This is a genomic window from Pseudomonas sp. S31, assembly GCF_016648105.1.
GTDB lineage: Bacteria > Pseudomonadota > Gammaproteobacteria > Pseudomonadales > Pseudomonadaceae > Aquipseudomonas.
In genome coordinates this window covers 64001-76809 of record NZ_JACVVE010000020.1, presented here as the reverse complement: position 1 = coordinate 76809, position 12809 = coordinate 64001, and the positions used below count along the sequence as shown (strand labels likewise).

The following is a 12809-nucleotide window of genomic DNA, read 5'->3' as shown; positions in this document are numbered from 1 at the left end:
CGGGCTTAGAAAACCGAGGTGTAGCCGCCCAGCTCGACCTGGACCGACTTGATGCGAGTGTATTGAGCCAGCGAGCTGACGCCGTTTTCACGGCCGACACCCGACTGCTTGTAGCCACCGACCGGCATTTCCGCCGGCGACTCACCCCAGGCGTTGATCCAGCAGATGCCGGCTTCGAGCTGGTGGATGATGCGGTGGGCGCGGGAGATGTCGTTGGTGCACACACCGGCGGCCAGGCCGTACTCGGTGTCGTTGGCGCGGCGGATGACTTCTTCCTCGGTCTGGTAGCTGAGGATGCTCATCACCGGGCCGAAGATCTCTTCCTTGACGATGGTCATGTCGTCGCTGCAGTCGGTGAACACGGTCGGGGCGACGAAGGCGCCCTTGGCGAAATCGCCGGCGCTCAGACGCTCGCCGCCGCACAGCACGCGGGCACCTTCTTCCTTGCCCTTGGCGATGTAGCCGAGCACGCTTTCCATATGCTGGAAGCTGACCAGCGGGCCGAAGTTGGTGTTCTCGTCTTCCGGGTTGCCGGCACGGATGCGGGCTACGCGCTCGACGATCTTGGCTTCGAAGGCGGCTTTCATTTCAGCCGGGATGAACACGCGGGTGCCGTTGGTGCAGACCTGGCCCGAGCTGTAGAAGTTGGCCATCATGGCGATGTCGGCGGCCTTGTCGAGGTCGGCGTCGGCGCAGATGATCAGCGGCGACTTGCCGCCCAGCTCCATGGTGACTTCCTTGAGCGAGGAGCTCGAGGCGCTGGCCATGACCTTCTTGCCGGTGGTGGTGCCGCCGGTGAAGGAGACCTTCTCGATGCGCGGGTGCTCGGTCAGCCAGGTGCCGACCTCACGACCGCTGCCAGTCAGGACGTTGAACACGCCGTCCGGCAGGCCGGCTTCGGTGTAGATTTCGGCCAGTTTCAGGGTGGTCAGCGAAGTGACTTCCGACGGCTTGAAGATCATCGCGTTGCCGGCGGCCAGGGCCGGGGCGGACTTCCACAGGGCGATCTGGATCGGGTAGTTCCAGGCGCCGATGCCGACGGTCACGCCCAACGGCTCGCGGCGGGTGTAGACGAAGGACGACTCGCGCAGGGGGATCTGCTCGCCTTCGATGGCCGGCACCAGGCCTGCGTAGTATTCGAGCACGTCGGCGCCGGTGACGATGTCGACGTAGCGGGTTTCCGAGTACGACTTGCCGGTGTCGAGGGTTTCCAGCATGGCCAGTTCGTCGTTGCGCTCGCGCAGGATGTCGACGGCGCGGCGCAGGATGCGCGAACGCTGCATGGCGGTCATCGCGGCCCAGACCTTCTGGCCACGCTCGGCGCTTTCCACGGCCTTCTCGACGTCCGCCTCGGTGGCACGTTGCACGTGCGCCAGGACTTCGCCGGTGGCGGGGTTGATGGCCTCGAAGGTGGCATCGCTGCCAGCGTCGACGTAACCACCATCGATGTAGAGTTTTTGCGTTCCGAAACGGGCCATAGTGTCCTCGCAAGTGCAGTGTGTGGTTGGCTGGCGCGTCACGCTCCTGCCGGGTTGGCAAGCGCTGTGCGCGGGTTTTCAGCGGCCTGGTCGATTGCGCCCAGGGTGTGCTGCTTAGCCAGTTGTAGATCCATGTATTCGTTGGCGATCCGTATCGCCTGCTCGGTGTCGAATGCATCGCCCGACAAGGCGCCACGCAGCCACAGGCCATCGACCAGGGCCGCCAGCCCGCGGGCTGCCTTGCGCGCATGGTAGAGCGGCAGGACACGGCGGAACTGGCAGCACAGGTTGGAATACAGGCGGTGATCGTTGATCCGCTGCAACCTGTGCAAGTCGGGCTGGTGCATGCTGGAAGCCCAGAAGGCCAACCAGGTTTTCATCGCCGGCCCATTCACCTGGCTGGCATCGAAGTTGCCCTCGATGATCGCCTGCAAGTGAGCGCGCGGGCCGTCGTCCTGCAATGCCTCGCGGCGGGCGTTCACGCCCTCGCTGAGCATTTTCATGATGTAGCTCATGGTCGCTGCGATCAGGCCGTTCTTGTCCCGAAAGTAGTGACTGATGATGCCGTTCGACACCCCGGCCAAACGGGCGATGAGCGCAATGCTGGCGTCCCCCAAACCGACCTGATCGACCGCCTGCAGGGTGGCTTCGATCAATTGCTGGCGGCGGATGGGTTGCATACCGACCTTGGGCATCTTGCTATCTCCTCAGGCCTCGACGAGCAGACGACAAGCGGCTGACTCGGCGAAGGCCAGTCTATTTTGTTTTGATTGAACGTTCAATCAATAAAGAATAAGCTCTGCGACAATTTGTGCCATTGACAGTTGTTCAGGCGGTCGAGAAGGCACCGATTGACGCTCCAGGAAACTGCGCAATCCCCCGGGATCGCGCTTTCCAGGGTGCTTTTATAACACCCGTGGCAGTGGGGGTATTCCACCAATTGCTCGGGACAAGACGGATTAGCCTCCACAAGCCGCACTCCCCGGAGCCTTCGTGCAATGAGTTCTGCCTCCCTAACCAAGCCCCCCGCCGAGAGGGTACGGGTCAACCGCGTGGTGTTCTTCACCTCCGCGCTGATGATCCTCGTTCTGACTGCCTTGCTGATCGCCGTACCCGAAACCGCCGGCCAGGTGCTGGGCGTGGCCCAGAAATGGCTGACGCGCACCTTTGGTTGGTATTACATGCTGGTGATCTGCGGTTACCTGCTGTTCGTCGTCTACCTGGCCTTCTCCGATTACGGCAAGCTCAAGCTGGGCGGGAAGGACGACCAGCCCGACTTCAGCTATGGCGCCTGGGCCGGCATGCTGTTTTCCTCTGGTATCGGTATTTCGTTGTTGTACTTCGGCGCTTCCGAGCCGCTGGACCACTACTTCAATCCGCCAGAGGGCACTTCCGCCAGCCTCGAGGCGGCACGCCAGGGGTTGCAGCTGACCTTCCTGCACTGGGGGCTGCACGGCTGGGCGATCTATGCCCTGGTCGGCCTCGCCGTGGGCTACTTTGCCTACCGCCACAACCAGCCGCTGGCGCTGCGTTCGGCGCTGTATCCGCTGGTCGGCGAGCGTTGGGTCAAGGGCGCAGCCGGCAATGCGGTGGACATCTTCGGCATGTTCGTGACCCTGCTGGGCCTGGTGACCAACCTGGGGATCGGCTCGATGCAGGTGGCCTCGGGGCTGGAATACCTGTTCGGCATGGACCACAGCAAGACCAACCTGCTGGTGGTGATCCTGGTCATGGCCGGCGTGGCCACGGTGGCGGCGGTGTCGGGCGTGGAGAACGGTATCCGGCGCCTGTCCAACCTGAACATCGCGCTGTTCAGCGGCCTGCTGATCTTCGTCCTGTTGGGCGGCTCGACCCTGCACCTGCTCAACGGCTTCGTGCAGAACGTCGGTGACTACCTCAACGGCATCGTGCTCAAGACCTTCGACCTCTACGTGTACGAGGGCGAAGCCGGCAAGTCCGAGCGCTGGCTGGGCCTGTGGACCGTGTTCTACTGGGCCTGGTGGATCTCCTGGGGCCCATTCGTCGGCATGTTCATCGCCCGTATCTCCAAGGGCCGCACGGTGCGCCAGCTGGTCAGCGGCGTGCTGCTGATCCCGCTGGGCTTCACCCTGGCCTGGCTGTCGATCTTCGGCAATACCGCGCTGGACCTGGTGATCAACCACGGGGCCGTGGAACTGGGCAAGACCGCGCTGGAACAGCCGTCGATGTCGATCTACCAGTTGCTGGAATACTTCCCGGCGGCCAAGTTCGTGATCGGCGTGGCGGTGTTCGTCGGCTTCGTGCTGTTCCTGACCCCGGCCGACTCCGGCGCGGTGATGATGGCCAACCTGTCGTGCAAGGGCGGCAAGGTCGACGAGGACGCCCCGCACTGGATGGTGGTGTTCTGGTCGGTGATCATCACCCTGGTCACCATCGGCCTGCTGTTCGCCGGCAACTTCGAGGCCATGCAGACCATGGTGGTGCTGGCCGGCCTGCCGTTCTCGGTGGTGCTGGTGCTGTTCATGTTCGGCTTGTACAAGGCCATGAAGCAGGACGTGGCGGTGGAACAGGAGCGCGCAGAACTGGCCGCCCGTGGCCGCCGTGGTTTCAGCGAGCGGCTGACCCAGCTGGAGCTGCAGCCGACCCAGGCCATGGTGCAGCGCTTCATGGACAAGCAGGTCAGCCCGGCGTTGAAGGAAGCCGCCGCCCAGTTGCAGACGCTGGGCTTCGAGGTGGAGACCCGGGTTGGCCAGTCGCGCAGCATGATGGGCCTGCGGGTGATGATGGACGAAGGCAACCCGTTCGTTTACGAAGTGAGCCTGGATGGCTACATGGCTGCACCGAGCGAGGCGCCGGTCGATGGCGAACCGCAAGTGCGCCAGCGCTTCTACCGCGCTGAGGTGTACCTGCACGATGGCAGCCAGGAGTACGACCTGATGGGCTTCGCGCCGGAGCAGATCGTGCGTGATGTACTCGACCAGTTCGAGAGCCATCGCCAGCTATTGGGTCGGGTCTATAGTTGATTACCCTGCCGACGAGGGCCCGGCTCGCTTGAGCCAGGCCTATTCTCGGCTTAGCAATATGTAGTGCTTGGGCTGCTGCCAGGTTCACGATACTCCTGGGTTAACCCCCCAGGAGGCCAGGCAGATGACCGGTCCTGATATTTCACCCTTCGACTTCAGCCACGCCGTCGCCAGGCAGTTCGGCGATCGCCCGACATTACGCCAGGTGCTCAGCCGGCAGCTTCTCAGACTACTGGAGGAGCAGCTTCCCTGGTTGAAGGCGGTCGAGCCACCCTTGTCATCGGCCGACCCGTTGATGCTCGACAGCCCTGACCCCAACACGCCCTACTGGACCACTCAGCCGTTGGTCGAGCGGATGTTGCAAGCCCTGCTCGACCCCAAGCCGCTAGACATCGAGCCCCTCGATGGGCGCCATTACAACCTCGGGTTAACGGGGGCTTATCGTTTCGCTGGATCGCATGGCGAGTTCGATACCCGGCAGTTGAAGGGGTTGTCCGCCGCGTTGAACGACCTCCTCGCACGATTGCCGGACGCTTTCTGCCAAGCCCAATTGGACTACTGGCGTGCACCAGGCAGTGCAGGCGTTAGCCGCGACCAGTGGCTGCAATTGCTGCTGAAGACAGCATTGCTACGTGGCTTGCCACTGCAAGGCCTGGACCCCCAGGAGCAGGCATGTGTGCGTGGCTTGCTGCGCGCAGGGGATGACCAGCCGCTGGCGTTCTTCGTTCAGGCGAGCCTGAGCAGTGGCGGCCTGCAATTCGATGAAGTGCAGTGCCAGTTGTTACTGCTGGGGGAATGGGACGATCGACAGGTATGCCTGTGGTGTGCGCCTTCCGGTCAGGTGCGTGGCTTCCCCTCGTTGGACGCCTTTGGCCAAGCCCTGAGGGACGAATTGGCACAGCGTTACCGTTTCGAGCGGATGTCCTGGCGGCGCCTTCCGGTCGAAGGCAATGTATTTGCCCAGCAGGCCGCGTTGCTGTTGGAGCGCCTGTTCGATCGCATCGAACGTTTGCGCTATGGGCGACTGGCCGATAGCGCCGAGCTGGAGCGCCGTTTCGCCGAACTGAGCGACCCAGCGCTATGGTTCGCTCGCTACCTCGACGACACCCCGGCGCTGAAGCCTCCCGCTGGCCTGGCGCTGGGCAGCGAGGCCGACAGCTTTGCCTGTAGCGCCGCGTTGCTGTGGCTCGCCCTCGAGCAGCTCGAGGCTGATGGCGTTGCCGCTCTTGATGGCATGCAATCGTTGACCGACTACGCGCGCCAGCGACTGGACGAGCAGATACGCCAGACACACGGCGACGACAGCCCGGCGGATGACCTGGTGCTGGATTTGTATCTGGCGCATGGCGTGCCGGGAGGCGCGGCCACCGGCACCGGTGGTGGGGAACCGCTGGTGTTCGTGGGCAGCAAGACCCTCACCGAGTTCGCTATAGGCAACCTCGGCTCCCTCAACGGCGCTCTCATTCGGCGGGTGCGTCGAGCGAACGGCGGTGAAGCCCCCGGATGGCTGAACGCGGACACGGCCAAGGCGCTGGTCACCCAGGTGGATATCGGCGCGCATTACCCTGCTTACGTGGCCCGCGAAATGGACGACGCTGGACGACGTGCGGAGCGTGTCGGGCGCTTTGCCAGGGAATGGCGTAGCGCGCTGCTGTTCAGCGCGGTTTCCGCCAAGCTCGATGGCAAGGTTTCGGAGGTCGGTCTGCAGTGTGTGGTCGACTTCTGCTCAGGGCACCTGGATCCAGCGACCCCCAGGATAGTGCTGATTCCGTTGGCATTCAGGCGCAGCGCCCACTCCGCTGAGCGCGACAGGGTGCGGGGCATGTACCTGCTGTTCTGTGCCGAGCCCGCGCGGGTGCTGCTCTATCGGCCTTTGTACCAGCAGGATACCGTGCGAGAGTACGCAAGCCTCGGTGCATTGCTGGAGCACATCCGTGAGTCGAGCTTGTTGCAGAAAAGCCTGCTCGATTGGCTGGCACCACAGGTACGACCGATCTATGACTTCGGTGGCTTCATGGAGCCACACATCGCCAGCGTGGGCCTTGACCCTTATACGTTGCCTGAACGGCCTGCGCCGGCTGTGCTCGACATCGAGTTCTGGAACAACGACCTGGACGAGCGGCTCTACACGGCGAACCGTGACCTACTCGTCGAACTGGCCGGCATGCAGTCGGTTTCCAATGCGCAATACCGTTGGCAATCCTTGTGCGAGGGCGCCTGGCTGCTGTTCGACGTCGTCACCCTGGCAGTGCGGGGGCCAGTGGCTAGCGTGGCATGGCTGGTGCAATTGCTGGCTTCCCTGGAGAACGACCTGCGGGCGCTCGAACAGGGCGGGGAGTTCGAGCGCTCTGGCGCCATAGCCGATCTGTTGCTGAACATGGGGATGGTGTTGCTGCATGCGCGCCAGCCTGCTCAGGCGCTTACCACCGTCGAGACATTGCCCGAGACCTCCATGCTCGAGGGGCCGGCTGCGCAGCGAGGGGCGTTTTCCGAAATCGCCGTGGTGCCTGTCGGAGGTTCGTCGATGGGGCCGCAGGCGCTGCCCAGCTTGCCTGAGCGGCGCCTGGAGTTTGCCTGGCGCGGGCAGCAAGGCTTCAACTGGTTGCCTGCTGAGCGGCGCCGGATGTTGCAGGGCATGCGCTCGAACGTAGCGCTCAATGGACTGACGCCGATAGCGTCTGGTGCTGGCGAGGGGCTGTACCGCCTCGACGGGCGGCTCTACGTGGCCATGGCCGGGGACACCTACCCAGTGGAATTGCTGGCGGACGGTGTTCGTGTCGTCGATGAGCAGGGTGTCCAGGGGCCCTGGCTGGTGTTCAGCGAGGGGGCTTGGCGGGTGGATGCCTCGCTTCGTCTTGCTGGCGGAATGAAGACCAGCCGGGCACGGCTCGCCAAGCGCTTCCTGGCGCTACGTGAGGACGCCGCCAGGCTCGACCGGGAGATCAGGAGCGCGACGCTCGAATTCTCCATGCTCAACGACAGCCTGTTCGCTTTGCAGGATAGACACCGCAAGCTCAAGAGCCTCAAGGAAAAGGAGCAGGAAAAACTCGACGCAACGCCAGAGGCTGGCGACACGACAACCTCCCTGGCGCTCATCGGGCAATATGAAACACGACTCGCCGAGTGGCAGGCGCAAATCACCCGCTTACGCAACGAATCTATCCAGCACTTGGAGAAGGCCGTGCACGGCGATATGGCGATGATCCCGCTGTTGGCGACCCTACGCGAACCCAAGTTCGCCAGCGAGCGCCAGCTCGGCAATTGGGATGAAATGCTGTCGCAGCGCCAGGTTATCGTTCAGGTGAACGTGATCCGTAATAGCGAGTTAATTTTCAACGAACTCTTGGATCTGGTGGACTACCAGCACCTCGCCGAACTGCAAGCAGAGATCGATGGGCAGCCCCTGCCACAGGTCGTCGACCGCTATGTCGAATTTCGTCATGAGCTGCGAAGGGTCGTGGACTTCCAGGACCGTATGCTGGTCATGGGCGAATACTTGGATGAACTGTTGGCCGATGCCCCCGAGGAGTTGCTCATTACCGGCGCGAAGCCTGAGCAGGCGCAGACGGTCGGGCAGATGATCGACCGACGCCAGTTCTGCACGGTGGAGTTGCGCTTCCAGCAGGTTCTCAACCTGGGCGACCTGGCCCTGCACCTTGACCACGGCACGAGCCAGAGCCTGCTCTTCGGATACCGTGAAGAGTTGTCAGGCATTTCTCTGCGTAGCGCGGCGGAGGCGCACGGCGACCTCGACCTCGCCAACCTTTCGCTGGAGGACAGGATCACCATCTTGCAAGAAGCCTGGGACGAATACACCGCTGCGCTGCTGAACAGCGAACGTATTCACAAGACCGGCGGGGCATTGATAGACCCCCAGATGCTTGAGCGTTACCGCGAGCATGTAGGGAAACTCAAGCTGGATGCCGGTCGTAGGCTGGTGGACGCGATCCGCGAGCAGGAAGGGGACGGCGCGCCCAGCAGGCGCACGCCTTACCGCGTGTCAGGTGAGGCGCAGCGAGTGGTACGTAACAGAGAAGGGCAGTTGCTCATTGGCACGGAAATCGAGCAAGAGGGGCAGCGTATCGTCGAGGTGCGTGAGTCTTTCAGCAAAGCTGTACTGGCCGTGTTCGACTGGGTCGATGGCGAGTGGCGCCAGCGTCGACGTGAGCGGACGACCTCGACCGATGATTCGGCGCCGGTGGACAGCAGCCTGCGCGTGCAGGCGTTGCTGGATGAGAACGAGGCTGTCTTCGACAAGGCTCAGGAGTACGTGGCGAACGATATCAAAGGTTCATTGTTGGTGCTGCTGCTCGAGCGCCAGCTCGAGAAGCTCGACCTGACGATGGGCAGCTTGCGTGACGAGGGCGTGAGCGACAGCCTCGTCAGGGCGCTGGAGAAGGCTGGCGACCGGCTGCGTTCGCAAAAGAACCTGCTGCTGACCACGCTCTATACCGATACGCGCTACCCCTCTGCCGAGGCGCTACGGTTCCTGCACGCGCAGCAACTGCTCAAGGTGGAATACGTCGCGAGAAAGACCATGGCCAACGGCAGCTTCTTCGACGAATACAAGATCATGCGCCTGGCGACGCCCGGCGCTGCGCGGGGGCGTAACCTGTGGGTTGCGCACTTCCACCTGCCATCAGCCGACGCGTTCGCCGAGGAGTTCACCCAAGGGCACCTGAAGACCTGGCGTCAGGGGCAAATGAGCGGCAGCCGAGAAGTGGGGTCGAACGAGCGGGTACACCGCGGCAAGCTGACCCTGGAGCAAGCCAGGGGGATCATTCCCTTCCGCTGATGCGCCTAACCGCCGGGGTGGAGCGATGCACGGCGTGAGCCGGCATCGTCTGGTTGCCTCGCTCGGCAATCATCTGTTCCAGCGTGATCAGCTCGATACCTTGGCCCTTGAGGCGAGATATTTCTCGCGCGAGCACTTCCAGGGTTTGTGGGTAGGGATGGCCGATCAATACCGCCGTTCCCTGCCTGCGGGCCAGCTCGATACCTTGCTGCAACGCAGCGGCAATGGCCTCGGGGGTGCGGACGTTGTCCAGGAACACATCCCGCGAAACATGCGCCAGCCCTATCGCCTGCGCCTTGGGCGCCGCCACGGTGGCTGCACTGGTGCGGCTGTCGACGAAGAACAGGTGCCTACGCTGCAGCTCGCCCATCAGCCAGGCCATGGCCTCGGGCTCCGCGGTCATACGGCTGCCCATGTGATTGTTGACCCCCGACACATGGGGCACTTTGGCCAACGCGGCGTCCAGGCGCCGGGCCAGCACCTCGATCGGCAAGTCGGGGTGCCAGGCATACGGCCCGCTGGCCGGGTCCATGGGCATGTGCAGGATCACCGTTTTGCCAGCCTTGTGCGCCTGACGTGCGAAATCGGTGGCATGCGGGGTGTCTGGCATGATCGCCATGGTCACCGGCCCCGGCAGGGCCAGGGTACGGCTGTCACGCTCGGGGCTCTGGCCAAGGTCGTCGATGATGATACTCATGTAGGCCTTGCCGGCCGGCGCCGCACATACGACACCGGCCGACAAAAAGAACAGCAGGCACAGCATACAGCGCATGGGCTGGATCATTTGCCCGAGGTGATGTTCAGGCCCTTGAGCAGGCTCAGTGCCTGGCTCAGCTGGAAGTCATCATCCTGTGGCCGCTCTTTGCGCTTGCTGCTGCCGGTCGGTCGGTCGGCGCCGCCGTTACCGTTGCCCAGGTGGCCCTGCAGGTCGGCTTCCTTGAAGTTTTCTGTGTCGACTTCAGCGGTGAGCTTGGCTGGGCGCACTTCGATATCGGGGACGATGCCCTGGGCCTGGATCGAACGGCCGTTCGGCGTGAAGTACAGCGCGGTGGTGAGCTTCAGCGCACGGTCGTTGGCCAGTGGCAGCACGGTTTGCACCGAGCCCTTGCCAAAGCTGTCGGTACCCATCAGCACGGCGCGTTTCTGGTCTTGCAGGGCGCCGGCGACGATTTCCGAGGCCGAGGCGCTGCCGCCGTTGATCAGCACCACCAGCGGCACGCCTTCGCTGGCGTCGGCCGGGTCGGCGGAGAAGCGCAGTTCGGAGTTGGCGATGCGGCCCTTGGTATAGACGATCAGGCCCTTGGTCAGGAAGTGGTCGGCCACTTCCACTGCCGACTGCAGCACGCCACCGGGATTGTTGCGCAGGTCGAGGACCACCCCGCGCAGTTTCTTGCCGTTGTCCTTGCGCAGCTTGGCCAGGGCCTTGCCGACTTCCTCGCCGGTCTTGACCTGGAACTGGGTGATGCGGATGTAGCCGTAGTCGTTCTCCAACAGCTGGCTCTTCACGCTCTTGACCTGGATCACCGCACGGGCGAGGGTCACGTCGAATGGCGTGCCGCCGTCGCGTACCAGGGTCAGGGTGATCTTCTCGCCGACCTTGCCACGCATCTTGTCGACCGCCTCGGTCATGCTCTGGCCGCGGGTCGGGGCGCCGTTGATCTTGACGATCAGGTCACCGGCCTGGACGCCGGCGCGCGAGGCAGGGGTATCGTCGATCGGCGACACCACCTTGATGAAGCCATCCTCCTGGCCCACTTCGATGCCCAGGCCGCCGAACTCGCCGCTGGTGCTTTCCTGCAGCTCCTGGAAGTCCTCGGGGCCCAGGTAGGCAGAGTGCGGGTCGAGGTTGCTGAGCATGCCCTTGATGGCGTTCTCCAGCAGGGTCTTGTCATCCACCGGCTCGACATAGGCGGCCTTGATGCGGTCCATGACCTCGGCGAAGGTGCGCAGCTCTTCCAGCGGCAGCGGCGCCTTGGCGGCCTCGGTTGCTGGCGATGCGGCAGGCTTGACCGTTGCCGACTCGGCGGCGGTGGCCAGGGGCGCAGCGACCACCAGGGCGATGGCCAGGGCCAGCTGGGTGAGGCGAGACGAGTGCAGCATGTCGAACGAACTCCTGATCCTGTAGGCGCTCCCTGCGGAGCATCGGCGTAGCGCAAGCGCTACGCCGGGCAAAATGGATTTAGGCTTTTAACCCTACCCCCGGCACCATTGCGAAGGGTCGGTTGGCCGGCCCTGCTGGCGAATGGCGAAGTACAAGCCCGCGCTGTCCTGGCCACCGCTGTCGCCAACGGTGGAGATGGCCTCGCCGGCCTTGACGATGTCGCCGGCGCTCTTGAGCAGGCTCTGGTTGTGGCCGTACAGGCTCAGGTAACCATTGCCGTGGTCGAGAATGACCAGAAGCCCGGCGCCGCGCAACCAATCGGCGAACACCACGCGCCCGCCGTGCACGGCGTGTACCTGGGTGCCGGGGCTGGCGCTGATCATCACCCCGTCCCACTTGGCACGGGCGTCGCTGCCGCGGGCTTCACCGAAGCGTGCCAGCAATCGACCATTGACTGGCCAAGGAAGTTTTCCACGCGCTGCAGAAAAAGCCCCGCCATAGCTCGCGCCATCGCTGGAAACCAGCGGGCCGAGGGTGGTACGGGCTTTCTTCGGCGGCTCGGTGTCGGCGGCATCGCGGGCGGCCAGGGCCTCCTGCTGGCGGCGTTTTTCCGCTTCCTGCTGGGCGAGCAGGGCCTTCTGGCGCGCTTGCTCGGCTTCGCGGGCCTGGCGCGCCAGGGTTTCCTCGATGGTCTTGAGGACCTTGGCCAGGTCGGCCTGGTCCTGCTGGCGAGCCTGGAGCTTCTGGTCGCGGTCCTTCATGTCGCTGTTGAGCTTGGCCAGGACCTGCTGGCGCTTGCTGCGCTCGGCGTCGAGGGTCTGGCGGCGCGTGTCGAGGTCGGCGCGCTGGGTCAGCAGTTGCTCCTGCTGGCGACCGATGTCCTGTTCGACATTGGCCAGCTGGCGCAAAGTCTCGTTGAAGGCGCGCAGTTGCTCCAGGCGCGCCTTGCTGAGGTAATCGTAATAGGTGAGGGTGCGGGCGAACTTCTCGGGGTTCTGCTGGTTGAGCAGCAGCTTGAGGTATTCCTCGCGGCCGTTCTGGTAGGCCGAACGGGCCTGGATGGCGATCAGTCGCTGTTGTTCAACGCGGGCGCTCTGGAGTTTTTTTTTCTCGGTATCAAGGCGCTCCAGCTCGCCCTCGGTCTTTTTTAGTTCTTGCTGCAGCGCCTCCACCTGTTTTTCGAGGTTGCCGATGTCGGTCTCGGTGGCCTTGAGGTCCTTTTGTACGCCGGACCTCTCTTCCTGGAGCTTGCCCAGGGTTTTCTTGAGCTCGGCGATGTCCTGGCGCGTGGCGTCCAGTTGTTGCTGGGTCTGTGCGCGCTCATCGGCGAAAGCCGGGCTGAGCAGGCATGACAAGGCGAGTGGGATCAGGGCGCGAAGCATGGGGTTGGGCGTACCAAGGATGGAGACTGGCCTAGTATGCCCGCCTGGGCG

Annotated in this window: 7 protein-coding genes and 1 pseudogene; 3 read left to right on the top strand and 5 right to left on the bottom strand. The window is 63.7% G+C overall.

Annotated elements, in window-relative coordinates:
* Positions 1-5: 5 nt before the first annotated feature.
* Complete coding sequence (gene betB / locus IAE37_RS16100; protein WP_201175126.1) at positions 6-1478, bottom strand: betaine-aldehyde dehydrogenase; 1473 nt, start codon at positions 1476-1478, stop codon at positions 6-8.
* 38 nt (positions 1479-1516) lie between these two features.
* Positions 1517-2173, bottom strand: coding sequence for a transcriptional regulator BetI (gene betI, locus IAE37_RS16095; protein ID WP_201175125.1), 657 nt, complete (start codon positions 2171-2173; stop codon positions 1517-1519).
* Between the two features lie 360 nt (positions 2174-2533).
* On the opposite strand from betI, the pseudogene IAE37_RS16090 reads away from it, so the two are divergent.
* From IAE37_RS16090 to IAE37_RS16080, 3 genes and pseudogenes are all read left to right on the top strand, one after another.
* Positions 2534-4056 (top strand): annotated as a pseudogene (locus IAE37_RS16090) (BCCT family transporter); the annotation flags it as partial.
* Between the two features lie 232 nt (positions 4057-4288).
* A complete protein-coding gene (locus IAE37_RS16085) occupies positions 4289-4480 on the top strand; it encodes a hypothetical protein (RefSeq protein ID WP_201175124.1) in 192 nt (63 codons plus the stop codon).
* Between the two features lie 67 nt (positions 4481-4547).
* Entirely contained in the window at positions 4548-9275 is a 4728-nt protein-coding gene (locus tag IAE37_RS16080) for a DUF6543 domain-containing protein (RefSeq protein ID WP_236409998.1), read from the top strand.
* Here the strand turns inward: IAE37_RS16080 and IAE37_RS16075 are convergent.
* From IAE37_RS16075 to IAE37_RS16065, 3 genes are all read right to left on the bottom strand, one after another.
* Positions 9259-10047 (bottom strand): divergent polysaccharide deacetylase family protein, encoded by a 789-nt coding sequence (locus IAE37_RS16075; protein ID WP_201175123.1) that lies wholly within the window; start codon positions 10045-10047, stop codon positions 9259-9261. The two genes, IAE37_RS16080 and IAE37_RS16075, sit on opposite strands and share 17 nt — an antisense overlap.
* Before the next feature lie 8 nt (positions 10048-10055).
* A complete protein-coding gene (locus tag IAE37_RS16070; RefSeq protein WP_201175122.1) occupies positions 10056-11375 on the bottom strand; it encodes a S41 family peptidase in 1320 nt (439 codons plus the stop codon).
* A gap of 93 nt (positions 11376-11468) precedes the next feature.
* Positions 11469-12758 carry a murein hydrolase activator EnvC family protein gene (locus tag IAE37_RS16065; RefSeq protein WP_201175121.1) on the bottom strand — a complete coding sequence of 430 codons (1290 nt, stop codon included), beginning with the start codon at positions 12756-12758 and terminating at the stop codon, positions 11469-11471.
* Positions 12759-12809: the final 51 nt, after the last annotated feature.

Excerpts from the sequence above, each read along its gene's own strand:
- betB (WP_201175126.1), bottom strand. The coding sequence starts at position 1,478 with ATGGCCCGTTTCGGAACGCAAAAACTCTACATCGATGGTGGTTACGTC.
- betI (WP_201175125.1), bottom strand. The coding sequence starts at position 2,173 with ATGCCCAAGGTCGGTATGCAACCCATCCGCCGCCAGCAATTGATCGAA.
- IAE37_RS16085 (WP_201175124.1), top strand. The coding sequence starts at position 4,289 with ATGGCTGCACCGAGCGAGGCGCCGGTCGATGGCGAACCGCAAGTGCGC.
- IAE37_RS16075 (WP_201175123.1), bottom strand. The coding sequence starts at position 10,047 with ATGCGCTGTATGCTGTGCCTGCTGTTCTTTTTGTCGGCCGGTGTCGTA.
- IAE37_RS16070 (WP_201175122.1), bottom strand. The coding sequence starts at position 11,375 with ATGCTGCACTCGTCTCGCCTCACCCAGCTGGCCCTGGCCATCGCCCTG.
- IAE37_RS16065 (WP_201175121.1), bottom strand. The coding sequence starts at position 12,758 with ATGCTTCGCGCCCTGATCCCACTCGCCTTGTCATGCCTGCTCAGCCCG.